The sequence below is a fragment of the Geomonas sp. RF6 genome (genome assembly GCF_021044625.1).
Lineage (GTDB): Bacteria > Desulfobacterota > Desulfuromonadia > Geobacterales > Geobacteraceae > RF6.
The window spans coordinates 2907512-2930000 of the sequence record NZ_CP087999.1 but is presented as its reverse complement, the minus strand read 5'-3'; the positions used below and the strand labels follow the sequence as shown (position 1 = coordinate 2930000).

36 protein-coding genes (1 of these 36 only partly in view) are annotated in these 22489 nt (G+C 59.4%); all 36 read right to left on the bottom strand.

The window, feature by feature from the left end; all coding sequences use genetic code 11:
• Positions 1 to 221 carry the beginning of a TIGR00282 family metallophosphoesterase gene (locus tag LPW11_RS12715; RefSeq protein ID WP_230994255.1) on the bottom strand. Its footprint begins 565 nt before the window's first position, so only the first 221 of its 786 coding nucleotides appear in the window; its start codon is at positions 219 to 221; its stop codon lies beyond the left edge, outside the window.
• Positions 211 to 1800 carry a ribonuclease Y gene (gene rny / locus LPW11_RS12710; RefSeq protein WP_230994254.1) on the bottom strand — a complete coding sequence of 530 codons (1590 nt, stop codon included), beginning with the start codon at positions 1798 to 1800 and terminating at the stop codon, positions 211 to 213. The genes LPW11_RS12715 and rny overlap by 11 nt, the downstream gene beginning before the upstream one ends.
• 14 nt (positions 1801 to 1814) lie before the next feature.
• Positions 1815 to 2375, bottom strand: coding sequence for a 5-formyltetrahydrofolate cyclo-ligase (locus tag LPW11_RS12705; RefSeq protein ID WP_230994253.1), 561 nt, complete (start codon positions 2373 to 2375; stop codon positions 1815 to 1817).
• 320 nt (positions 2376 to 2695) lie between these two features.
• Positions 2696 to 2983 carry a cell division protein ZapA gene (locus LPW11_RS12700; RefSeq protein ID WP_230994252.1) on the bottom strand — a complete coding sequence of 96 codons (288 nt, stop codon included), beginning with the start codon at positions 2981 to 2983 and terminating at the stop codon, positions 2696 to 2698.
• Positions 2980 to 3144: a hypothetical protein gene (locus LPW11_RS12695; protein WP_230994251.1), complete on the bottom strand. Its 165-nt coding sequence runs from the start codon at positions 3142 to 3144 to the stop codon at positions 2980 to 2982. Before LPW11_RS12695 ends, LPW11_RS12700 begins: the two co-directional genes overlap by 4 nt.
• Positions 3145 to 3212: 68 nt before the next feature.
• Positions 3213 to 4439, bottom strand: coding sequence for a signal recognition particle-docking protein FtsY (gene ftsY / locus LPW11_RS12690; protein ID WP_230994250.1), 1227 nt, complete (start codon positions 4437 to 4439; stop codon positions 3213 to 3215).
• Entirely contained in the window at positions 4439 to 4798 is a 360-nt protein-coding gene (locus LPW11_RS12685; RefSeq protein WP_230994249.1) for a roadblock/LC7 domain-containing protein, read from the bottom strand. The genes ftsY and LPW11_RS12685 overlap by 1 nt, the downstream gene beginning before the upstream one ends.
• Before the next feature lie 57 nt (positions 4799 to 4855).
• Positions 4856 to 8401: a chromosome segregation protein SMC gene (gene smc / locus LPW11_RS12680; protein ID WP_230994248.1), complete on the bottom strand. Its 3546-nt coding sequence runs from the start codon at positions 8399 to 8401 to the stop codon at positions 4856 to 4858.
• Positions 8402 to 8584: 183 nt separating this feature from the next.
• The gene (gene rplQ / locus LPW11_RS12675; protein WP_230994247.1) at positions 8585 to 9040 is read right to left on the bottom strand and encodes a 50S ribosomal protein L17; all 456 of its coding nucleotides are present in this window, start codon (positions 9038 to 9040) and stop codon (positions 8585 to 8587) included.
• Between the two features lie 43 nt (positions 9041 to 9083).
• A complete protein-coding gene (locus LPW11_RS12670; protein ID WP_230994246.1) occupies positions 9084 to 10103 on the bottom strand; it encodes a DNA-directed RNA polymerase subunit alpha in 1020 nt (339 codons plus the stop codon).
• A 30-nt stretch (positions 10104 to 10133) separates the two neighbouring features.
• Positions 10134 to 10760, bottom strand: a complete 627-nt coding sequence (gene rpsD / locus LPW11_RS12665; protein WP_230994245.1) for a 30S ribosomal protein S4 — start codon at positions 10758 to 10760, stop codon at positions 10134 to 10136.
• Between the two features lie 38 nt (positions 10761 to 10798).
• Positions 10799 to 11194, bottom strand: a complete 396-nt coding sequence (rpsK, locus tag LPW11_RS12660; RefSeq protein ID WP_230994244.1) for a 30S ribosomal protein S11 — start codon at positions 11192 to 11194, stop codon at positions 10799 to 10801.
• Between the two features lie 15 nt (positions 11195 to 11209).
• On the bottom strand, positions 11210 to 11578 hold the full coding sequence (rpsM, locus tag LPW11_RS12655) for a 30S ribosomal protein S13 (RefSeq protein ID WP_230994243.1): 369 nt from the start codon (positions 11576 to 11578) through the stop codon (positions 11210 to 11212).
• Positions 11579 to 11603: 25 nt separating this feature from the next.
• A complete protein-coding gene (gene rpmJ / locus LPW11_RS12650; RefSeq protein ID WP_012529389.1) occupies positions 11604 to 11717 on the bottom strand; it encodes a 50S ribosomal protein L36 in 114 nt (37 codons plus the stop codon).
• A 31-nt stretch (positions 11718 to 11748) separates the two neighbouring features.
• Positions 11749 to 12495 (bottom strand): type I methionyl aminopeptidase, encoded by a 747-nt coding sequence (gene map, locus LPW11_RS12645; protein WP_230994242.1) that lies wholly within the window; start codon positions 12493 to 12495, stop codon positions 11749 to 11751.
• A 2-nt stretch (positions 12496 to 12497) separates the two neighbouring features.
• The gene (locus LPW11_RS12640; RefSeq protein WP_230994241.1) at positions 12498 to 13145 is read right to left on the bottom strand and encodes an adenylate kinase; all 648 of its coding nucleotides are present in this window, start codon (positions 13143 to 13145) and stop codon (positions 12498 to 12500) included.
• Positions 13146 to 13153: 8 nt separating this feature from the next.
• On the bottom strand, positions 13154 to 14461 hold the full coding sequence (secY, locus tag LPW11_RS12635; RefSeq protein WP_230994240.1) for a preprotein translocase subunit SecY: 1308 nt from the start codon (positions 14459 to 14461) through the stop codon (positions 13154 to 13156).
• A 2-nt stretch (positions 14462 to 14463) separates the two neighbouring features.
• Entirely contained in the window at positions 14464 to 14904 is a 441-nt protein-coding gene (rplO, locus tag LPW11_RS12630) for a 50S ribosomal protein L15 (protein ID WP_230994239.1), read from the bottom strand.
• Positions 14905 to 14921: 17 nt separating this feature from the next.
• On the bottom strand, positions 14922 to 15101 hold the full coding sequence (gene rpmD, locus LPW11_RS12625) for a 50S ribosomal protein L30 (RefSeq protein ID WP_230994238.1): 180 nt from the start codon (positions 15099 to 15101) through the stop codon (positions 14922 to 14924).
• Positions 15102 to 15128: 27 nt separating this feature from the next.
• The gene (gene rpsE, locus LPW11_RS12620; protein WP_230994237.1) at positions 15129 to 15620 is read right to left on the bottom strand and encodes a 30S ribosomal protein S5; all 492 of its coding nucleotides are present in this window, start codon (positions 15618 to 15620) and stop codon (positions 15129 to 15131) included.
• Positions 15621 to 15640: 20 nt separating this feature from the next.
• Positions 15641 to 16003: a 50S ribosomal protein L18 gene (rplR, locus tag LPW11_RS12615; protein WP_230994236.1), complete on the bottom strand. Its 363-nt coding sequence runs from the start codon at positions 16001 to 16003 to the stop codon at positions 15641 to 15643.
• Positions 16004 to 16025: 22 nt separating this feature from the next.
• On the bottom strand, positions 16026 to 16565 hold the full coding sequence (gene rplF / locus LPW11_RS12610; RefSeq protein WP_230994235.1) for a 50S ribosomal protein L6: 540 nt from the start codon (positions 16563 to 16565) through the stop codon (positions 16026 to 16028).
• A 25-nt stretch (positions 16566 to 16590) separates the two neighbouring features.
• On the bottom strand, positions 16591 to 16989 hold the full coding sequence (rpsH, locus tag LPW11_RS12605; RefSeq protein WP_230994234.1) for a 30S ribosomal protein S8: 399 nt from the start codon (positions 16987 to 16989) through the stop codon (positions 16591 to 16593).
• A 31-nt stretch (positions 16990 to 17020) separates the two neighbouring features.
• The gene (locus tag LPW11_RS12600) at positions 17021 to 17206 is read right to left on the bottom strand and encodes a type Z 30S ribosomal protein S14 (RefSeq protein ID WP_230994233.1); all 186 of its coding nucleotides are present in this window, start codon (positions 17204 to 17206) and stop codon (positions 17021 to 17023) included.
• A gap of 19 nt (positions 17207 to 17225) precedes the next feature.
• Positions 17226 to 17765 (bottom strand): 50S ribosomal protein L5, encoded by a 540-nt coding sequence (gene rplE / locus LPW11_RS12595; RefSeq protein ID WP_230994232.1) that lies wholly within the window; start codon positions 17763 to 17765, stop codon positions 17226 to 17228.
• Between the two features lie 12 nt (positions 17766 to 17777).
• Entirely contained in the window at positions 17778 to 18104 is a 327-nt protein-coding gene (rplX, locus tag LPW11_RS12590) for a 50S ribosomal protein L24 (protein ID WP_230994231.1), read from the bottom strand.
• Between the two features lie 19 nt (positions 18105 to 18123).
• Positions 18124 to 18492, bottom strand: coding sequence for a 50S ribosomal protein L14 (gene rplN, locus LPW11_RS12585; protein WP_012529376.1), 369 nt, complete (start codon positions 18490 to 18492; stop codon positions 18124 to 18126).
• A gap of 18 nt (positions 18493 to 18510) precedes the next feature.
• Positions 18511 to 18768: a 30S ribosomal protein S17 gene (gene rpsQ, locus LPW11_RS12580; RefSeq protein ID WP_230994230.1), complete on the bottom strand. Its 258-nt coding sequence runs from the start codon at positions 18766 to 18768 to the stop codon at positions 18511 to 18513.
• Between the two features lie 8 nt (positions 18769 to 18776).
• Positions 18777 to 18965 (bottom strand): 50S ribosomal protein L29, encoded by a 189-nt coding sequence (gene rpmC / locus LPW11_RS12575; protein WP_230994229.1) that lies wholly within the window; start codon positions 18963 to 18965, stop codon positions 18777 to 18779.
• Complete coding sequence (gene rplP / locus LPW11_RS12570) at positions 18955 to 19377, bottom strand: 50S ribosomal protein L16 (protein WP_230994228.1); 423 nt, start codon at positions 19375 to 19377, stop codon at positions 18955 to 18957. Before rplP ends, rpmC begins: the two co-directional genes overlap by 11 nt.
• An 18-nt stretch (positions 19378 to 19395) precedes the next feature.
• Positions 19396 to 20031: a 30S ribosomal protein S3 gene (rpsC, locus tag LPW11_RS12565; protein ID WP_230994227.1), complete on the bottom strand. Its 636-nt coding sequence runs from the start codon at positions 20029 to 20031 to the stop codon at positions 19396 to 19398.
• A gap of 22 nt (positions 20032 to 20053) precedes the next feature.
• Positions 20054 to 20389 (bottom strand): 50S ribosomal protein L22, encoded by a 336-nt coding sequence (gene rplV, locus LPW11_RS12560; protein ID WP_230994226.1) that lies wholly within the window; start codon positions 20387 to 20389, stop codon positions 20054 to 20056.
• 20 nt (positions 20390 to 20409) lie between these two features.
• Positions 20410 to 20691, bottom strand: a complete 282-nt coding sequence (gene rpsS / locus LPW11_RS12555; RefSeq protein ID WP_230994225.1) for a 30S ribosomal protein S19 — start codon at positions 20689 to 20691, stop codon at positions 20410 to 20412.
• A gap of 24 nt (positions 20692 to 20715) precedes the next feature.
• Positions 20716 to 21540 (bottom strand): 50S ribosomal protein L2, encoded by an 825-nt coding sequence (rplB, locus tag LPW11_RS12550; protein WP_230994224.1) that lies wholly within the window; start codon positions 21538 to 21540, stop codon positions 20716 to 20718.
• Positions 21541 to 21571: 31 nt separating this feature from the next.
• Positions 21572 to 21856 (bottom strand): 50S ribosomal protein L23, encoded by a 285-nt coding sequence (locus LPW11_RS12545; RefSeq protein ID WP_230994223.1) that lies wholly within the window; start codon positions 21854 to 21856, stop codon positions 21572 to 21574.
• On the bottom strand, positions 21853 to 22476 hold the full coding sequence (gene rplD, locus LPW11_RS12540) for a 50S ribosomal protein L4 (protein WP_230994222.1): 624 nt from the start codon (positions 22474 to 22476) through the stop codon (positions 21853 to 21855). The genes LPW11_RS12545 and rplD overlap by 4 nt, the downstream gene beginning before the upstream one ends.
• Positions 22477 to 22489: the final 13 nt, after the last annotated feature.

Here is a 22489-nt window from a genome sequence, read left to right as displayed (position 1 = left end):
TTGTCCCAGATATGGTTGCCGGAGGTGATGGCGTGGATGCCGCACTTGAACAGCTCGTTCGCCGTCTCCACCGTCAGGCCGAACCCTCCGGCGGCGTTTTCGCCGTTGGCGATCACGAGGTCGATCATGTGCCGGTCGACGATACGGTGCAGTTCCCGGGAGAGCGCTTCTCTACCGGGTTTCCCCACGATGTCCCCGACAAAGAGGAGCTTAACGGGCATATTCGGTCGCCCTGGTTTCCCTGATGACGTTCACCTTGATCTGCCCGGGGTAGGTCATCTCGTTCTCGATCTTCTTTGCAATATCTTTGGCGAGGAAGAGAGCGCGCTCGTCGGAGACCTGCTCGCTCGCCACCATGACGCGGATCTCGCGCCCTGCCTGGATGGCGAAGGAATTGGTGACGCCGTCGAAGGAGGTGGCGATGCGCTCGAGGTCGTCGAGGCGCTTCACGTACGTCTCCATCATCTCTCGACGCGCGCCGGGGCGTGCGCCGGAGAGTGCGTCCGCTGCCTGCACGAGGATCGCCAGAACAGACGCCGGCTTTTCGTCCTCGTGGTGCGCCATGATGGCGTGCACGATCTTCGGGCTCTCGCCGTACTTCTTGGCGATCTCGGCACCGATGACTGCATGGGACCCTTCGATCTCGTGGTCGACCGCTTTTCCGAGGTCGTGCAGAAGACCGGCACGCTTCGCCTGTTTCACGTTTATGCCGAGCTCGGCCGCCATGATGCCACAGAGGAAGGCGACCTCGAGGGAGTGCTGGTACACGTTCTGGCTGTAGGAGGTGCGGTACTTCAGTCGCCCGATGAGCTTCAGGATCTCCGGGTGGATGCCGTGCACGCCGAGGTCGAAGGCGGCCTGATCACCAGCCTCCTTCATCGCCTGCTCGATCTCCTCCTCTGCCTTTGCCACCACCTCTTCGATGCGCCCCGGATGGATGCGGCCGTCGGCGATAAGCTTCTGCAGGGAGAGCTTTGCCACCTCGCGGCGCACCGGGTTGAAGCCGGAGAGGATGACCGCCTCGGGGGTGTCGTCGATGATGAGGTCGATCCCGGTGGCAGCCTCGAGCGCCCTGATGTTGCGCCCTTCGCGCCCGATGATGCGCCCCTTCATCTCGTCGGAAGGAAGCGCGACGACGGAGACGGAACGCTCGGCCACGTACTCGCCGGCGTAGCGCTGCATGGCGAGCGCCAGGATCTCCTTCGACTTCTTGTCAGCGGTCTCCTTCGCCTCTTCCTCCATGAGCTTGATCCGCTTCGCGGCGTCGAGCTTCGCCTCGTCCTCCATGGCGTCCATGAGGACCTTCTTCGCCTCCGCGGAGGTCATGCCGCTTATCTGCTCCAGGCGGGCGCGCTGCTCGGCCACCAGGACATCCAGATTCTCTTCCTTCTGAACAAGCTCCTGCTGCTTTACGGTCAGCCCCTGCTCGCGCTGCCCCATCGACTGCTCACGCTTCAGAAAATCGGCGTCGCGCTGATCGAGTACGTCCGCCTTCTTGTCGAGATTTTCTTCCTTTTGCTGCAGCCTCTTCTCGAGGGCCTGCAGGTCCCGCCGTTTCTCTTTGGTCTCCCGCTCAAACTCCGCCTTTGCCTGGTAAACCTCGTCCTTGGCCTGGACCGCGGCTTCCTTGGTGATGACCTCTGCCTCGCGCTTGGCGTCCTCGACGACCTTTGCGGCCGTAACCTCGGCATTGGCAACGAGAGAATCAGAAAGCCTCTTGCGCAGGATGTTGCCGACGGCGTAGCCGGCACCTCCAGCCACCAGCACGAGGATAATCGATATCATGATGTAAGTGCTCATTCGTACCTCCCCAACTATATTTTTTTAACGCGAACCGCAGCTGCTTCGGTGACGACGAGATCCATCATCACGTCGTGCGGTTCGCCGGCAATCTCTTCCACCAGCTGAAAATCGTAACAGAAACCGACCAGGCGCCCGCTCCCTTCCATGCGGTGCAGCGCCCTGTCGTAAAATCCCCTTCCGTACCCGATGCGCCGCCCGAAAAGGTCGAAGGCGACCCCGGGGACAACGATGAGGTCGGCAGTGAGAGGGTGCCGCGGCTCCCCCTGCGGCTCCAGAATCCCGAAGGCACCGCGGGCGAGGTCGGAGAGAGCCGCCACCCGCCGAAACTCAAGCTCCGGTCCGACCACGGCTGGAAAGAGGAGCTCCTTCCCGAGGCGAAGCGCCTCCCGGGCGACGAGCGAGGTCTCGACCTCGTTGCGGATCGGCGAGTAGAGCGCCACCGTGCTTGCCGCGGCGAACTCGGGCAACGAAAGGAAGCGCCGCTGCACGGCATCGCTTAACGAAGCGACCTCTGCCGGGGTCAGCTCACCACGCCTGGCGAGAGCCCCTGATCTGAGACTGCGTTTCGGCATAACTCACCGTTGAAAAGTAGAGACGTTGCTGCGGAGGTGCGGACGAAAGGCCGTCCGAGGAGACAGGTGGACAAACGGGGGGATGCGACTGGACTGCGACCAGGAGAGAATTGACAGTATCGGTAGAAAGGGCCGCGTTCAATTGAAGCGCCATTGAACTCTATATGTGAAGCCCCTTGATCCCAGGACAAGAAACATGCGCCTTTAGGCTACCTATGGGCAAACCGGCGAAAAATACAGGCCGTGCCGGTTCTGGCAAGACTTTACTAGCCGACTTATCAGCCGCTATATGGTGAATCTCCCGCAAGAGACCTGAAACCTCACCCCGCCTGGCTGTCCAGAAGGGTCATGAGGTGCGAGACGCGCTGCTCCAGCGCTTTCTGTCCCGCCTCATGCTCTTTCCGTACCGCCAGGTAGGCCTCGGCAATATTCATCATCGCAAGAATAACCACGAGTTGGGTATCCCCGCTAGGTACAGCTTTTTCCGCCTCTGCCAGCTTCGCGTTGACAAGGGCCTCCACCTCCGCGACATGCTGCGCCGCGGCGGTGCTTTTCACCTGGAGCTCACGCCCGAGGATCTTTATATTGTGCGTCGTGAGCGAAGTCAAAGGCCTTCCAACCTTTTGAGGATGGCGTCGATACGGGCGGTGAGGGTGCCCCGCTCGGCTTTCAGCCGCTCGTTCTCCTCTGCCAGGAGAGAATTTTCCCGGCGCAGCGCCTTCACGGCATCCAGCAGGGAAACGATCCTTTTCTCAAGTTCATCCAGCATAACACCGCTCGCAGCCATCTATTTTTGCGGTCAAAGTGTAGGCGAAGACGCCTTCAAAAGTCAAGGAATTATTGAAAAAGCGCCTCGACGAAGTCGACCGGATCGAATTCGCGCAAGTCCTCCACGCTCTCCCCGACTCCGATGAAGCGCACCGGCAGGGAATACTCCTGACTCACCGCGACGACGATCCCCCCCTTGGCGGTGCCGTCCAGCTTCGTGAGCGCCACGCCGGAGACAAATGCCGCCTCCTTGAAGAGCTTCGCCTGGGAGAGCGCGTTCTGCCCGGTACCCGCATCGAGGACGAGAAGCGTCTCGTGCGGCGCCTCCGGGATCTCGCGGCTGACGACACGGCGGATCTTCTTCATCTCCTCCATGAGGTTCACCTTCGTGTGCATGCGTCCGGCTGTGTCGATGATGAGCACGTCCGTGCCGCGCGCGACCGCGGCCTTGCAGGCATCGAAAACCACGGCGGAAGGATCCGCCCCTTCCTTGTGCCGCACCAGATCCGCACCGACTCTCCGGGCCCAAAGCTCCAGCTGCTCGGCGGCGGCGGCGCGGAAGGTGTCGGCGGCGGCCAGAAGGACCTTCTTCCCCTCACCCTGGTACTTCGCGGCGAGCTTCCCGATGGTAGTGGTCTTCCCGACCCCGTTCACACCGATCACCAGAATGACGAAGGGGGTGGCGCCGGTGACGGCGAGGGGAGCGGCATGCTCCTGGAGGCGCAGGAGGATCTCCTCCTTCAATGCCTTTTTCAGCGCATCGCCGTCCTGCAGCTCGTTTCGCTTCATGCGCTGCTCGAGTGTGCGCACGAGATCAACCGTCGTCTTTACGCCGATATCGGCGGTTATGAGGATCTCCTCCAGCTCTTCGAGAGTGTCGGCGTCGATCCGCTTCTTGCCGAGCAGGAGGGCATCAACGCGCCCGACGATGCTCTCGTGGGTCCGGCTCAGCCCCTGCTTCAGGCGGTCGAATAGGGAGGGCTTCGCAACAGGCTCCGCAACCGCCTCCTCCTCGGGAGTCTCCTTGCCGAGCGGGAACTTCGCGAAGCGCTCGAAGAAGCCGCGCTTCGCCGGCTCCTCCGCCTCGCCTCCCTCCGGTTCCTGCACCGGCAGCAGGAGTTCCTCCTGCGCCACGGGGGGAGCTCCCTGCGGCGGCTGCGGTGGAGCGGTCTCCTTCACAGGCACCTCCGGCTCGGTCCTTTCCGGCGCGTCCGGTTGTTCCGACTCCGACTGCTGCGCCTTCCCGCCAAGCCGCCCCCAAAGCCCCTTCAGAAAGCCTTTATTCTCCTCGGCCATCAGTAAATCTCCTTTTTAAGCCGTTCAACGGTACAGCGGAAGCTTCGCAGCGCCATGAGCGGCAGGGTCGAGCGCGACAGGGTCATCACCAGGGTGTAATCCTCACCGACGGCACCCACGAGGACATGCTGGGCATCCGTGGTGATTATACCCTCCCCGACATCCCCCATGGGAAGCTTCTTTCCCATACCCTTCATGCTGCTCAGGATGATCCCCCAGTGAGCCGCGGTAACCTTCATCTCGTACGGGTCGAGGAGGGTATGCTGTTCGACCGCCTCACCCTCCCAGTCCGCCAGTATGGCGCCGCTGGCGCCGGGAACACCTTCAACAAGCTCGGTCAGCAGCAACTTGAAAGGCACGCTACCCTCCTGAAAATCAACATCGCAGTACAAAGCCTCACCGCCACGAGCCCACCTCTACGCGGATGCGCCCGCATTGAGGCGCACGGAGACGAGCTTCGAGACCCCTGGCTCTTCCATGGTGACGCCGTACAAGGTATCGGCCACTGCCATCGTCGCCCTGTTGTGGGTGATGATGATGAACTGGCTGGTGGCGCTCATCTCCCGCACCATGTCGTTGAACCTCCCTATGTTGGCGTCGTCCAGCGGCGCATCGACCTCGTCGAGGAGGCAGAAGGGGGAAGGCTTGATCAGGAAGATGGAGAAAATCAGCGCGACGGCGGTAAGCGCCTTCTCCCCGCCGGATAGGAGGGAGACGTTTTGCAGCTTCTTGCCCGGGGGCTGCACGATGATCTCCAGCCCGGTGGCGAGGAGGTCCTCCTCGTCGGTAAGGCGAAGCTCCGCCTGTCCGCCACAGAAAAGACGGGGGAAGATCTGCTGGAACTTGTCGTTCACCTGCTGGAAGGTCTCCAGAAAGCGCTTCCTGGTGGTGCGGTTTATCTTCTGGATCGCCTTCTGCAGCGCGTTCATCGACTCTTCCAGGTCGTCCCTCTGCGTGGTGAGGAAGGCGAAGCGCTCCTCCATCTCGCGGAATTCGTCGATGGCCATGAGGTTCACCTCGCCTACCTCTTCGATGAGGCGCTGCAGGTCGACCTGGCGGGCGCTCGACGCAGCCTCGTCCCACTCCCGGTCCGCGTACGTCGCCAGCACCTCGGAGAGGTCCATCCGGTAGCGGTCCCTCAGGGCGTCCTCCAGGTGCGAGAGCTTGAGGTTGACCTCGGACAGGCGCAGGCTCTTTCCGTTGAAGATCTCGCGCGCGGCGGAGGCGTCGCCGCGCAGGACCTTCAGACGCTGGTCCTCTTCCTGCACGAGGGCGTTCTGTGTCTCGAACCCCTCGCGGGCTGCCACCAGGGCGAGATCCGCCTCCCGCTGCTTCCGGGCGAGGGTCCGCAGTGCCGCTTCCGCCTCCTCGATCCCTTGCAGCAGCTTCTCCTTCTCGGAGCCGGAACCTTCGATGTCTCTTGCGTGGGAGGAGATCTTCGCCGTGAGCTCGCTGCAGAGGACCTCCGCCCGGCGGAGTCCCCGCTCGGTGGCGCCTTCCTGCTCCTTCAGGGAAGCAACCCTCACCTTCAGGGCGGTCACGAGCTCGCGCGCCTGCTCCATCTCCTCCTTCGCCTCGCGCAGACGACCGGCGAGCTCCTCGACGCGAACCTCGAGCTGCACCTTCCGCTCCTCGGCACCGGCTTTCTTCGCCTCGCTCTCCTTGAGCTCCTGGAGGAGGAGGTCGCGCTCCTCGGTCAGCTGCTCGTGCTCCATCTCGCGCACGGCTTCGCTCTCCTCGATCCTGCGGCAATCGGCGGCGGCGGTCTGGAGGTCCTTCCCCGCGTTGAGGATCTGGATGTCGAGGCGGTGCACCTCCTGGCGCAGTTCCACACGCTCGGCTTCCGCCTCGGCGATCTGCTCCTTGCGCTCCTCTTTCAGACGCGAGAGTTCCGCCACCTGGTCGGTGAGGCGCGAGACCTGCGCGGCGAGATCCTTGATCTCCCTTTTCTTGTGGATGATCCCCTGCTGCGCAGGCTCCTGCGACCCTCCGTTGACAATCCCTCCAGCGTGAACGGTGTCCCCGTCGAGAGTAACAAAGGTCAGACGCGGGAACTCACCTGCCAGGGCGAGGGCTGCGGGGAGATCGGAGGCGAGGTACGCCCCCTCCAGAAGGGGCTCGATGAACGGGGCGTGGTGGTCGGCGATGGAAACCTTCCCCCGCAGATCACCCGCTCCGGCCGGGGGTGCGGCGAATCGCTCGACGGAAGGGGGTGCGGTGATGAAGGTGCAGCGACCGCCGGAGCTACCTTTGAGGTGCTCGACGGCATCGAGGGCGGAGTCGCGGGAACCGCACAGGAGATACTGCAGCCGCTCGCCCAGGACCGATTCGAGCGGCACCTCGTAGGCGGGCTCAACTTCCAGGGCATCGGCAAGCATGGTGAATGGCGCATCCTTGAACGGCTCGGCAAGAAGGAGGTTTCGCACCCCCTGGCCGTAGCCGGCGAACTGCTCCTCGAGCTCGCGCAAAGACTTCAGCCGCGAGGAGGCGGCGGTCAGCTCCTCGCGTCGTCCCTGCAGCTCGCGCTCGCCACGCTCCTGTGCCTGCTTGAGCTCCGCTTCCCGCACGGTGACGGTGCGCAGCTCCTCCTCTACTACATCTTTCCTGTCGGAAAGGTTGCGCTGCGTCGAGTTCAGGGTATCGACGCGCTGCCTTGCCTCCTCCAGACGCTCGGCGAGAAGTATCCTCTCCCGCGCCCCGGCCTGGAGCTTCTCTTCAATGGCGGAGACCCTCCTGGTGACGCCGGCGTGCTGGTTCGCTGCCTGGGCACCCTCCGCGAGCGCAGCAAACATCTGGCGCCGCGCCTCGTCGAGCTCGCGCCCAATCTGCGACTCGCCGTGCGACATCTCCTCCAGAAGGCTCTGGCGGTCGGCAAGCGCCTCTTCTTCGCGAGCCACCTCCTCAACGAGAGAAACGGCACGTACTGAAAGGTTCTCCACCTCCGCCTGCGCCTCGGCCAGCCTCACCTCGAGCGCCTTCATCTCGTCGGCGAAGCGGTCCCCCTGGCGCTCAAGCTGGGAGAGCTCGCGCCGCTGGAACTCGAGACGATTCTCCGCGGAGGAATACTCCCCCTTCACCCGGAATATCTCCTCCTGCGCCGAGGAGAGGCGGCGCTCCATGTCGACCAGGGCGAGTCTGCGATCCTCCACCGTCAGTTCAGCTCCGGCCACGGCGAGGGTGAAGTCGTCACAGCGCTTTGCCAGCGTGCCGACTTCCGCCCCGAGCGCGGCACGCTCGCTTTCGAGCGCGGTAAATCCCTTCGCGGCAGAGAGAAGCTCTATCTCCTTCAGCTCCTGGCGCAGTTCCCTGAAACGCTCCGCCTTCTTCGCCTGGCGCTGCAGCCCGTTCATCTGCCTCTTGATCTCGGAGATGATGTCGCCGATGCGCAGGAGGTTCTGGCGCGTCACCTCGATCTTTTTAAGCGCCACCTGCTTGCGCGCCTTGAATTTCGTCACCCCCGCCGCCTCCTCGATGAGGAAGCGCCTCTCCTCCGGCTTGGCGTGGAGGATCATCCCGATCTTCCCCTGCTCGATGATGGAGTAGGCGCGCGCACCGATACCGGTGTCCATGAAGAGCTCGGCGACGTCCAGAAGCCGGCAGGGGGTCTTGTTGAGAAGGTATTCGCTCTCGCCGTCCCGGTACAGCCGCCTGGTGACCTGGATCTCGGAGAAGTTGAGGTATTTAGCGGGGACGCGGCCGTCCTCGGTGGAGAAGAAGAGGGAGACCTCCGCCATGCCGAGGGGCTTGCGGAACTCGGTCCCGTTGAAGATCACGTCCTCCATCGCCTTGCCGCGCAGGTTCTTGGCGGACTGCTCCCCCATCACCCAGCGGATGGCGTCGACGACATTCGACTTGCCGCAGCCGTTAGGGCCGACGACACCGGTGATAGCCTGGGGGAAGTCAAGGACGGCACGGTCCTGGAACGACTTGAATCCGATTATCTCGAGGCGTTTTATCTTCATTAGCCGCACATAGTAGCAGAGAGGGGCTTTTCGTGTAAAGAAAGATCGCTACGGCGGCAGCGGAAGAGGAAACGAGGAGGAAAGACGGAAGGGTGCGCAGGGGTGAATCAGGGAGGGAGTGCAGAGACGACAAAAGGCACGGTTTCCCGTGCCTTTTGTCTTACTTCTCTCTCGCGGTGCAGCTTACTCTGCCGGAGTCTCGGCCTCGACAGCTACTGCTGCCGGAGCAGCTTCGACGGCGGCCTTGGCCGGTGCCGGCTTGGCAGCCTTCTTCGGCTTCATCTCCGCTTCCACCAGTTCCAGAACGGATACCGGAGCATTGTCGCCGGGGCGGATCCCCAGCTTGATGATCCTGGTGTAGCCGCCGGGACGATCAGCGAAGCGAGGTGCGATGACGGAGAACAGCTTCGTCACAACCTTCTTGTCGCGGATGAAGGCAGCAGCCTGCCTCGTCGCGTGCAGATCGCCCTTCTTGCCGAGGGTGATCATACGCTCAGCGATGGAGCGGAGCTCCTTCGCCTTGGCGTCCGTAGTGGTGATCTTTTCGTGCTCGAGAAACGAAGTCACCATGTTCCTGAACATCGCAGTACGGTGGCTCGTGGTCCTTCCTAATCTTCTACCCGCATTATTGTGACGCATGCCGTTTCACTTCCTTTCTATCTATGAGTAAGATCCTTTCGGACTATTCTTCCTTCTGCTCACCACGCAGACGACGCATTACCTCTGGATCAGGGAAGTTGTCCAGCTTCATGCCGAGCGTAAGCCCCATGTCCACCAGGATGTCCTTGATCTCGTTCAGGGACTTCCTGCCGAAGTTCTGGGTCTTCAGCATCTCCGCCTCGGTGCGGGAGACGAGCTCGCCGATGAGCTTGATCCCGGCATTTTTGAGGCAGTTCGCGGAGCGGACCGAAAGCTCCAGCTCGTCGACGGAACGGTACAGGTTCTCGTTGAACCGCTCCCTCTCCTCTTCCGGCTCGGCCTCTTCCTGGGGCTCCACATCCTCGTCGAAGTTGATGAAGATGGAGAGCTGATCCTTGATGATCTTCGATGCGTAGGCGACTGCATCCTGGGGCTTCACGCTGCCGTCGGACCACAGCTCGACAGTGAGCTTGTCGTAGTCTGTGATCTGCCCGACGCGGGCGTTGGTGACGGTGAAGTTGACCTTGGAGATCGGGGAGAAGATCGCGTCGATGGGGATCGTCCCCACCGGTGCCTTCTCGTCGCGGTTGCGGTCGGCGGGAACGTACCCTTTGCCGACTTTCACAACAAGGTCCATCTCCAGGTTTGCATCCTTGGAGCAGGTGGCGATGTGGTGCTCGGGGTTGAGAATCTCCACGTTCTGGTCAGTGATGATGTCCTTCGCCTTCACCACACCTTCGCCCTTCTGAACGATCCTGATGACGCGCGGCTCGTTGCCGTGCATCTTGAGGCGTACACCTTTCAGGTTCAGGATGATGTCGGTGACGTCCTCGGTGACACCCGGGATAGCGGAAAATTCGTGCAGCACACCTTTCGCTTTCACGGAGACGATAGCGGCTCCCTGCAGCGAGGAGATGAGCACCCGGCGAAGTGCGGTGCCGAGTGTGGTGCCGAACCCCCTTTCGAAGGGTTCGGCGTAGAACTTGCCGTATGTATTGGTGAGCGTCTCTGTCTCAACCTGGAGCTTCTTCGGTTTGATCAGATCGCGCCAGTTTCTATACATTGAATCCCCCTGTATCGGTTGAGTCAGCCTTTACTTGGAGTAGAGCTCGACGATCAACTGTTCCTGAATCGGCATGGTGATGTCTTCCCGTACCGGGAGGAGTTTCACGGTGCCTTTGAAAGCATCCTTGTCCAGCTCGAGCCACTGCGGGATGCCCCTGCGCACGACGCCTTCGAGGGATTCAGTGATGCTCGCGATCTTGCGGCTCTTCTCGCGCACCTGCAGCACGTCGCCCGCTTTCGCCTGGATAGAGGGGATATTCACCTTGCGGCCGTTGAGAGTGAAGTGGCCGTGACGCACCAGCTGGCGCGCTTCCGAACGGGAAGTGGCGAAGCCGAGGCGGTACACCACGTTGTCCAGCCTCCTCTCGAGGAGGAAGAGCAGGTTCTCGCCCGTTACACCTTTCATCCGGTCAGCCTGCTCGAAGTAGCCGCGGAACTGGTTCTCGAGGATCCCATAAATACGGCGCACCTTCTGCTTCTCGCGCAGCTGAGTGCCGTAATCAGATACTTTCACGCGCCCCTGACCGTGCTGGCCCGGCGGATAGCTCCTTCTCTTAGTGGCACACTTATCCGTGAAGCAACGCTCACCTTTAAGAAACAGCTCCGTGCCTTCCCTTCTGCACAACCTGCATGAGGGACCTGTATACCTAGCCAATTGAAGACCTCCTTACCTTAACTGATAGTTCCGTGTCTCTAGACTCTTCTTCTCTTCGGCGGACGGCAGCCGTTGTGCGGGATCGGCGTAACGTCACGAATGAAGCTCACGCTGAACCCTGCGGCCTGAAGCGCGCGCAGCGCGGACTCGCGGCCGGAGCCGGGGCCCTTGACGTACACCTCGATGGTGCGCATGCCGTGCTCCTGTGCCTTCTTGGCGCAGTCCTCTGCAGCCATCTGGGCGGCAAACGGGGTGCTCTTGCGGGAACCCTTGAAGCCTTTCGCGCCGGAGGTGCTCCATGCCACCACATTCCCGACCGGGTCGGTGATGGTGATCATGGTATTGTTGAACGTCGCCTGAATGTGGGCAACGCCAGTGGGGATATTCTTCTTCTCTTTTTTCTTCTTTACGACTTTCTTAGCCGGGCTCGCCATTAATCCCTCCGATCGTTATTTCTTCTTGCCAGCGACCGTACGAGCCGGCCCTTTCCTGGTGCGCGCGTTGGTCTTGGTGCGTTGACCGCGAACCGGCAGACCCTTCCTGTGACGCAGCCCGCGGTAGCAGCCGAGATCCATCAAGCGCTTGATGCTCATGGAGATATCACGGCGCAGATCCCCTTCGACCTTGACGTTCTTGTCGATGTAGTCCCTGATCTTCGCGATCTCGGACTCCGTAAGATTGTCGCAGCGAGTATTGAAGTCAACACCTGTTGCGGTGAGAATCTCCTGGGACAAAGATCTGCCGATGCCGTAGATATAGGTCAAGGCGATCTCTATGCGTTTATTCTTTGGTAGGTCTATCCCTGCGATACGTGCCAATGCCCGCTCCTCCTAGTAAGTACTCTTAGCCTTGTCTCTGTGAATGTTTCGGCGTCTCGCAAATGACCCTGACGATCCCTTTGCGTTTGACTATCTTGCACTTCACACAGATCTTCTTTACCGATGCCCGAACCTTCATTGTTATGTCCTTTCGAAACAGAATTGCAGTTTTAGATACGTGAAAGAATCAGCGGACCGTCGTCCGTTACCGCCACCGTATGCTCGAAGTGGGCGGAGAGTCCGCCGTCGCTGGTAACGGCCGTCCAGCCGTCCTCCAGCACCCGCACCTCGTACCCCTTTTCATTGATCATGGGCTCGATGGCGAGAACCATCCCGGCCCGAAGCTTCGGTCCCTTCCCGGGTGCGCCGAAATTGGGGATCTGCGGCCCCTCGTGCAACTCCTTCCCGATCCCGTGCCCGACGAAGTCGCGAACTACGGAGAAGCCGCGCTCCTCCACGTAGCTCTGAACTGCATGGGAGACATCGGAAAGCCTGTTACCAACCTGCGCCTTTTCAATCGCCGCGTACAAGGACTCCTCCGTCACGGCAAGGAGTCGTCCTGCCGACGCCGACACGGGTCCGACAGGAAAGGTGTAAGCTGCATCACCGTAGAAACCGTTGTAGATGACGCCAAAGTCGAGACTCACGATGTCACCAGGCACGAGCTCCCTCTTCGACGGCATGCCATGAACGACCTGCTCGTTTACCGAGCAGCAGAGAGAGTAGGGAAACCCGCTATACCCTTTGAAGGCAGGACGCGCCTTCCTCTTCAACGCTTCCCGCTCCGAGATGGCATCGAGTTCGAGAAGTGTCACACCAGGCACCACCCGCTCTTTAAGGATCGCCAGTATCTCGGCAACGATCTTGCCGGCGCCCCTCATCTTTTCTATCTCTGCAGGGGACTTGAGAACGATCACCCTTACGATGCCTTCAGAGCTGCTACGATCGCCTCATGAATCCCTTCAACGGACCCGGCGCCCGGAACAGCACGGAGAAGACCGGCAGCCTCGTAATAACTGATTAGCGGCGCAGTCTGCTCGTCGTAGACTTCGAGACGGCGAAGAATCGTCGCCTCCTTGTCGTCATCCCTCTGATAGAGCTCACCGCCGCAAGCATCGCAGCGACCGGAGGCCTTGGGGGGAGCGAACTCGAGATGATAGACGGCACCACACCCGTGGCAGGCGCGACGCCCGGTCAGGCGCTTCAGGACTTCATCCTTGTCGACACTGAGAGAGACGACGGCATCAATGGAGCGCGACAGCCCGGAAAGAACTTCGCTCAACGCGTCAGCCTGGGCGACCGTCCTAGGGAAGCCGTCGAGGATGAAACCGCGTGCGCAGTCATCCTGGCCGAGCCGCTCCTGGACAATACCGATAACGACGCTGTCGGGAACGAGGGCGCCGGCGTCCATGAACTCCTTCGCCTTCATCCCCATAGGGGTAAGCCCTTTAACGGCAGCCCGCAGCATATCACCAGTGGATATCTGCGGGATCCCGAACCTGTCGATCAGAAGTTTTGCCTGAGTGCCTTTGCCGACCCCCGGGGGTCCAAGCAGGATCAGATTCATGTAGTCACCTATCTTCTGCCCTTCATGCGTACACCCTTCATAAACCCTTCGTAGCTGCGGGTGATAAGGTGCGATTCAATCTGGGCCAAGGTATCCATACCGACGCCGACGGCGATAAGGAGCGCAGTGCCGCCGAAATAAAAGGGCAGATTGAACTTCCCGATCAATATCGAGGGGAGCACACAGACCGCCGAGATGTAAATGGCACCGGCGAAGGTGAGCTTGGTCAGCACCGCATCGAGAAAGTCCGAGGTCTCTTTCCCCGGACGGATCCCTGGTATGTAGCCACCCTGCTTCTTTACGTTGTCAGCGACATCAACCGGGTTGAATGTCACAGCCGTATAGAAATAACAGAAAAATACGATGAAGGCAACATAAAAAACGTCGTAGAGCCAGTTCCCGGGGGTCAGGCTCTTCGAAGCCTGCTGCACCCAGGGGACGTTTATGAAGTGCCCCACAGTCGCAGGGAACATGATGATGGAGGAAGCGAAGATCGGAGGAATAACTCCTGCCATGTTCACCTTCAGAGGGAGGTGAGATGTCTGGGCTCCGTACGTCTTCAGCCCGACTACCCGCTTCGCATAGTGTATCGGAAGCCTCCGCTGACCACGCTCCATGAAGACAACTGCTGCGATGACTGCGAACATCATCGCGGCCACAAGGATCAGGACGAAGATGGAGAGCTCGCCGGTCTTGATGAGGCGAAGGCTGTTCCCGATCGCGGTGGGGATCCGGGCCACGATACCGGCGAAGATGATGAGGGATATCCCGTTGCCGATCCCCTTCTCGGACATCTGTTCACCGAGCCACATGATAAAGGCGGTCCCTGCAGTGAGGGTCACCACGGTCAGGAGCCGGAAGCCCCAGCCGGGGTTCGGGACCACCAGCTCCCCTGCAGGCCCTCTCATGCTTTCCAGGCCGATGCTGATGCCGAAGGCCTGGATCACCGAGAGAACGATTGTGCCGTAGCGGGTGTACTGGATGATCTTCTTGCGCCCCGCCTCACCTTCCTTCGAGAGCTTCTCGATACTCGGAAGGACCACCGAGAGGAGCTGGAAGATAATGGAGGAGGAGATGTACGGCATGATTCCCAGTGCGAAAACGGTGAGCTTCTCGAGCGCGCCTCCTGAGAACATGTCAAACATCCCGAGCAGGGTACCCTGGGCTTGCTTGAAGAAATGGGAAAGTGCCGTGGCGTCAATCCCCGGGGTGGGGATATGACACCCGACACGATAAACCGCCAACATCGCCAGCGAAAAAAGTACTCTCTTCTTAAGTTCGGGGATCTTGAAGATGTTCTGGAAGGCTTCTAACAAGACTAGATCTCCTCGATGGAACCACCTGCTGCGGTAATCTTCTCACGTGCGGAGCCGCTGAACTTGTGCGCCTTGACAGTGAGGGCCTTCGTCACCTCACCGGTGCCGAGAATCTTGATGCCGTCCTGGATGCTCCCCACGAAGCCGCCCTTCACGAGCGCCTCGACATCGACAACGCTCCCAGCTTCGAAGACGTCGAGCTGGCAGAGGTTCACCACCGCGTAGACTTTCTTCGTGAGCGGGTTGAAGCCGCGCTTCGGAAGCCTTCTGTGCATCGGCATCTGGCCGCCCTCGAAGCCGGGCTTCACGCTGCCGCCGCTTCTCGCCTTCTGGCCCTTGTGACCTTTGGTCGCAGTCTTGCCGTGCCCGGAACCGGTACCGCGGCCGATGCGCTTTCTATTTTTGTTGGAGCCGGCTGCCGGCTTAATGGTATTTAATTGCATTCTCTCACCTCAGAGGATTACTCTTCCACTCGTACCAGATGGGACACCTTCGCGATCATGCCACGGATCTCAGGGGTATCCTGGAGGACGACGGTCTTCTCGCGCTTCTTGAGCCCCAGCCCCAGCAGGCACCCGCGCATGGAGGGGTTCTGCCCGATGTGGCTCTTGATCAGGGTAACCTTCAGTTCTGCTGCCATCTTAAAACTCCTTGAAATAAAGTGCCCTTACTCGCCGGACAGACCGCGTCTTGCCATGAGCTCTTCAGCGGTTTTCAGCCTGGAGAGGCCTGCGAAGGCGGCCTTCACGACGTTGTGCGGGTTGTTGGAGCCGAGGCATTTTGCGAGAATGTTGTGCAGGCCAGCAGATTCGAAGACGGCGCGGGCTGCACCGCCGGCGATGACGCCGGTACCGGGGGAAGCCGGCATCATGAGGACCTTTCCTGCTCCGAAGCGCCCTTCGATCTCGAACGGAATGGTCTGGCCGTTCACGATCGGCACCTTGATGAGGTTCTTCTTCGCCTGCTCGACGCCCTTGCGGATCGCCTCAGGCACCTCGTTTGCCTTCCCGAGCCCGTAGCCGACTACACCGTTCCCATCGCCGACAACGACGAGGGCGGAGAAGCTGAACCTGCGGCCACCCTTGACGACCTTGGCAACCCTGCTGATATGCACGACCCTGTCGTTCAGATTCAATTCACTGGCATTGATCTTAAGCAATTAATCTTCCTCCTTGCTGTCTAGAACGACAGACCGTTTTCGCGTGCAGCGTCAGCCAGCGCTTTGATCCTTCCATGGTAGAGGAAGCCGTTGCGGTCGAAAACAACCTGGCGGATTTCCTTCTCCAGGGCCTTCTTGGCGATGGCGGCGCCGACCTTGGCGGCAGCATCCGCATTGCCTGTGTAGCCGTCCACGACACCGTCGGTGAGGGTGGAGGCGGCAACCAGCGTGGCGCCGGTGGTGTCGTCGATGAGCTGCGCGTATATGTGGCGTGCGCTCCTGAAGACGTTCAGTCTCGGACGCTCAGGCGAACCGGTGATCTTCTTTCTGACCCTGGTCTGTCTCTTAAGACGCGCTACCTTTTTTTGGGCTAGAGAACTCAAGGCACTTCTCCTTAGCTATTTGCTATTTTTTACCGGTCTTGCCGGCTTTTCTCAAGATGGTTTCGGTGGAGTACTTGACACCCTTGCCCTTGTAAGGCTCCGGCTCGCGGAAAGAGCGGATCTTCGCAGCGGTGGCGCCGACGAGCTCCTTGTCGATACCCATGACCTTCACCTTCGTAAGCTTTTCCACGTCGACGGTGATGCCGGCGGGGAGCTGGAAGTTCACCGGGTGGGAGTAGCCAAGACTCAGAGTCAGCACGTCGCCTTTCACCTCGGCGCGGTAACCGACGCCGTTGATTTCCAGCACCTTCTCGAAACCCTTGCTGACGCCGGAGACCATGTTGTTGATCAGGGTCCGGGTGAGGCCGTGGGCAGAGCGGGATTTGATGGAATCGTCCACGCGGGTGACGGTGATCTGCTTTTCTTCAACGGTGACGTTCACGCCGTCGGTCACGGTGCGGGAGAGCTTCCCCTTCGGGCCTTCCACGGAGATCTCGGGCACGTTGTATATGACTTTCACTCCCGCGGGTATAGCAATGGGAAGTTTTCCTATTCTAGACATGCAAAGCTCCTTAAAGCAAAAATGACTACCAGACGGTGCACAGGAGCTCGCCGCCGATGCCGAGCTCGCGAGCAGCCTTGTCGGTGATAAGCCCTTTGGAGGTGGAGAGGATGGCGATGCCCAGCCCGTTTTTCACCTTCTTGATCTTGTCGCTGTGGACATAGACACGGCCGCCGGGTTTGCTCACCCTCTTGATCTCGTTGATGACGTGCTCCTTCTCGTCAACGAATTTGAGGTATACGCGCAGTACACCCTGCTTCCCGTCGCTGATCACCTTGAAGTTCTTGATGAACCCCTCGGTGCGCAGCACCGTGGCGAGGCTCACCTTCAGGTTCGACGAAGGTATATCTACTTTCTGGTGTTTTGCCATACCAGCATTTCTAATCCTGGTGAGCATATCGGCTACTGGATCTGTCATGCACATCGCATCTGCTCCTTAATCCTTATCTTGTCTGTTACCAACTGGACTTAACGACACCGGGAATCTGGCCACTGTTGGACAGCTTTCTGAGGCAGATCCTGCACATGTCGAACTTCCGGTAGTAGGCACGGGGGCGGCCGCACAGAGGGCAACGATTCCTGTCACGTACCTTGAATTTATTACCCCTCTGGGCCTTTATCATCATCGATGTCTTTGCCACGGAAATCCTCCGAAACTATTTAGTTCCTGAACGGCAGGCCCATGAGTTTCAGGAGTGCCTTGCCTTCAGCGTCTGTCTTTGCGGTGGTCACTATAGTGATATTGAGACCCTTGATCTTGTCGACTTTGTCGTAGTTGATCTCGGGGAAGATCAGCTGCTCCTTCACGCCGAGGGAGTAGTTCCCCTTGCCGTCGAAGGCCTTGCCGGAGATCCCCTTGAAGTCGCGCACGCGCGGCAACGACACGGTGACGAGCCTGTCCAGGAATTCGAACATCCTTTCACGGCGCAGGGTGACCGCGCAGCCGATCGGCATCCCCTGACGCAGCTTGAAGCCTGCGATCGATTTCTTCGCCTTCGTGATCACCGGCTTCTGCCCGGCGATCGCCGAGAGCTCCTCAGCAGCCGAGTCCAGGATCTTCACGTTCTGGATCGCTTCACCCAGACCCATGTTGATGACGATCTTTACAAGCTTCGGCACTTCCATGACGTTCTTGTAGTCGAAATCCTTCATGAGCTGTGGAATTATCTCTTTATTATAAAGCTCGTTAAGCCGTGCCATTGCTTCCTCCCACTATTTATCGAAAGACTCGCCGCACTTGACGCAGAGGCGTGCCTTTTTGCCGTCTTCCAGAACCGCTATCTTGGTGCGCACCGGCTTTTTGCACTTGCCGCAAAAAAGCTGCACGTTGGAGATATGCACCGGGGCTTCCTTCTCCAGGATCCCCCCCTGCTCGCTGCCGCGAGCCTTGGTGTGGCGCTTAACGATGTTGATCCCCTCGACCAGCACGCCATCCTTCTTCGGGACAATCTCGAGGACCTTGCCGCTCTTGGCGCGATCCTTACCCGCGATGACAACAACGGTATCGTTTTTCTTCACATGTAGCTTTTTGCCCAGCATGGCTATTCTCCAGAAATTATTAAAGTACCTCAGGGGCGAGGGAGATGATCTTCATGAACTTCTTTGCCCTGAGTTCGCGGGCCACGGGCCCGAAGATACGGGTCCCGACCGGCTCCTTGGCGTTGTTGATCACCACCCCGGAGTTGGTGTCGAAACGGATGTACGACCCGTCCGGACGTCCCACAGCCTTCGCGGTGCGCACGACGACGGCCTTGACGACGTCGCCCTTCTTCACCTTCGAATTGGGGAGCGCTTCCTTTACCGAGGCGACGATGATGTCACCGATGCCGGCGTAACGGCGCTTGGAGCCGCCCAGCACCTTGATGCAAAAAAGTTTCTTCGCACCGGAATTATCCGCTACGTCCAGTAGTGTCTGCATCTGAATCATTGTTAACTCCTACCCTGCTTAAGCTTTGGGCTCAATAATCTGTCTGATCTTCCAGCGCTTGTCCTTGGACAAAGGACGGGTCTCGACGATCACGACGCGATCGCCGATCTTGGCGGAATTATCAATGTCATGGGCCTTGTACTTCGCAGACCTCTTGATGTATTTGTTGTAAACCGGGTGCTTGACCAGGCGCTCCACCTTCACAACGGCGGTCTTGTCCATCTTGTCTGAGACCACCACGCCGATCTGGGTTTTCCTGTTGCCTCTTTCACTCATGATTTGTCTTACCCTCTCTTTTCACGGAGTATGGTCTTCACCCTGGCGATGTCCTTCTTGAGAAGGGAAAGCTTGGCAGTATTCTCCAGACGCCCGGTGTGGAGCTGGAACGTGATGTTGAACAGTTCCTTGGTCAGCTCGGCGTTCTTTGCCGAGAGGTCCTCTACGCTCGCGTTACGCAGTTCACTAGCCTTCATTGACGTCCTTCCTTTGGGTGAATTTGGTGGCGATCGGCAGCTTGTGCGCCGCAAGGCGGAAAGCTTCGCGTGCCACTTCTTCTGTTACCCCTTCCATCTCGTACAGAATCCGGCCCGGCTTGATCACACAGACCCAGGAATCCGGGGAGCCCTTGCCTTTACCCATACGGGTCTCGGCGGGCTTTGCGGTCAGCGGCTTGTCCGGGAAGATGCGGATCCAGATCTTGCCGCCCCTCTTGATGTAGCGGGTCATGGCGATACGAGCAGCCTCGATCTGGCGGGAATCGAGCCAGCCGCACTCGGTGGCCTGCAGGCCGAACTCGCCGAACGCGAGCTCGATGCCGCGCTGAGGCGTGCCGGTCATGCGCCCTTTCATCTGCTTTCTATGCTTAACTCTTTTGGGCATTAACATCGCAAAAAACTCCTCTATCTATTTTATGGCGGAGAGCACTTCACCCTTGAAGAGGAGCACTTTAACGCCGATGATGCCATAGGTAGTCTTGGCTTCTGCAAAGCCGTAGTCGATGTCTGCCCTCAGCGTGTGCAGCGGCACCCTCCCCTCACGATACCACTCGGTACGGGACATCTCTGCCCCCCCGAGACGGCCCGAGCAGGTGATACGGATCCCCTTGGCGCCGAACTTCAGCGTGCTCGTCACGCTCTTTTTCATGGCGCGACGGAACGCGATGCGGCGCTCGAGCTGCAGCGCGACATTCTCGGCCACCAGCTGGGCATCCAACTCAGGCTTTCTTACTTCCTGAATGTTGAGGTATACCTCTTTATCGGTGAGCTTGGCCAGCTCCTTCTTCAGGGTCTCGACTTCAGAGCCCTTCTTACCGATGATGAGCCCCGGACGAGCGGTGTAGATGTTGATCTTCGCCTTGCCCGCCGCTCTCTCGATCTCAATCTTGGAGACCCCGGAATGATACAGCCGCTTTTTGAGGAAGTTGCGCAGCTTGATGTCCTCGTGCAGGAGCGCTGCGTAGTCCTTTTCCGCGTACCACTTCGAATCCCAGGTTTTGATAACTCCAAGCCTGAACCCTATAGGATTAACTTTCTGACCCAAAACTCCACCTCCGGTCGGTTGCTTATTTCTTTTCCGCAAGGACCACGGTAATGTGGCTCGTCGGTTTTCTAATTTTGCTCGCCCTGCCCATCGCGCGGGGGGTGAAGCGCTTCAGGGTCGCGCCGCCATCCACGAAGATGGTCTTCACATAAAGCGCGTCCACGTCGGAAACCCCTTTCTGCTCGGCGTTCGCCACGGCAGAGGTGAGGAGCTTCGAGATCAGCTTGGCGGACGGTTGCGGGGAGAACTTCAGGGTGTTCAGTGCCACCTGGATCCCTTTGCCGCGCACCATATCAACCACCAGCCGGGTCTTTCTCGGGGAGAGACGCACAGAGGATAATTTGGCTGTCGATTCCATTCTATAACTCCTTTAAGACCTTACTTCTTCTTCAGCTTGCTCTTCTTGTCGGCAGCATGACCGTAGAAGGTTCTGGTAGGCGAGAATTCGCCGATCTTGTGACCGACCATGTTCTCGGTGACGAATACGGGGATGAACTTCTTGCCGTTGTGCACCGCGAAGGTAAGCCCGATGAAGTCCGGGGTAATGGTCGACCTGCGCGACCAGGTCTTGATCACCTTTTTGGCTCCGGCGAGTTCCGCCTGGACCTTTGCTTCGAGATGAGCGTCAACGAAAGGTCCCTTCTTAATAGATCTTGCCATCTTTATAATCCTCTACTCGATGAGTTATTTGGTGCGCTTTTTGACGATGAAGCGGGACGAGGTCTTGTTCGTCCTCGTCTTGTAACCCTTCGTCGGGATACCCCACGGGGTAACCGGATGACGGCCACCGGAGGTACGACCTTCACCACCGCCGTGCGGATGGTCGACCGGGTTCATCGCGACACCCCTCACGTGCGGGCGCTTGCCGAGCCAGCGGCTGCGTCCGGCCTTGCCGATGGAGACGTTCTCGTGGTCCACGTTCCCGACCTGGCCGATGGTGGCCATGCAGTCCATGAGGATCATGCGCACCTCGCCGGACGGAAGCTTCACGGTCGAGTACTTCCCTTCCTTGCTCATGAGCTGTGCAAAGGTACCTGCGGAGCGTGCCAGCTGGGCACCCTTGCCTATCTTCAGCTCGATATTGTGGATGATCGTACCGAGCGGGATGAACCTGATCGGAAGCGCGTTGCCGGGCTTGATATCCGCCTGGGCGCTGGAGATAACGGTATCACCGACCTTCAGGGAGACAGGGGCCAGGATGTAGCGCTTCTCACCGTCGACGTAGTTCAGGAGCGCGATACGTGCAGAGCGATTCGGATCGTACTCGATCGAGACGACCTTCGCCGGGATGTCCTTCTTGTCCCTGCGGAAGTCGATGATCCGGTACTTCTGCTTGTGTCCGCCGCCGATGTGACGGGAGGTGATGCGGCCATTGGAGTTCCTGCCGCCAGTCTTCTTCAGGTTCACCAGAAGGGACTTCTCCGGCTTGCTGGTGGTGATCTCGTCAAAGGCCGAGCAGGTCTGGTGCCTGATCCCCGCAGAGGTAGGTTTGTAAGTTTTTATAGCCATTATCTAAAACCCCGCAGATAAAAATTAATCTTTAAGCTTCGAAGAAGTCGATGTTCTGCCCCTCTTTGAGGGTCACATACGCCTTCTTCCAGTTGGAGCGCTTCGAAACGCCGCGCATGGTGCGCTTCGTCTTCCCGGCGACGTTCACGGTCTTAACGGAAGCGACCTCGGCGTTGAAGAGCGCTTTCACCGCGGCACTGATCTCGATCTTGTTTGCCGCGCTGTTGACCACGAAGGCGACCACATTGCGAGCGTCTTTCTCGATGGTGGTCTTCTCGGTGATCAGAGGCTTTTTGATGACGTCATAGATATTCATGACTGTAACGCTCCTTCAACCTGGCGAACGGCAGCTTCGGTGAAGATGACGCTCTGGAATTTCATGATGTCGAAAATATTGAGGCCAGCAGAACCGAGGACCTTGACGTTCTTGACGTTGCGGGCGGACAGCTCCAAAGTGGGATTGGCAGTATCCGTGATAACCAGGGTCTTGTCAAGGTTAAAGGCTTTCAAGACCTCGACAAACCCCTTTGTTTTCACTTCCGGGAGGTCGAAGTTGTTCAGCACGGTGATCCGCTCCTTCTTGAACAGAAGGGAGAGCGCGGAGCGCAGCGCCGCACGGCGAGCCTTCTTGTTCATGGAGAGGTCGTACGTCTTCGGGCGCGGACCGAAGGCGACGCCGCCGCCCGGGTACTGCGGAGCGCGCTTGGCGCCCTGACGGGCCTGGCCGGTCCCCTTCTGCTTGAACGGCTTCTTCCCGGAGCCGGCGACCACTGCGCGGTTCTTCACGCACACGGTGCCCTGCCTGCGGTTTGCGAGCTGGATCTTTACAGCCTCGTGGATCAGGTACTCGCGGACGTCGTCGTTGAAGACGGCATCGGCGATGTCGATCTCGCCGACCTTGTTCTTCTTGATATCGAATAAATCAAGCTTTGCCATAACTCTCTCCAGC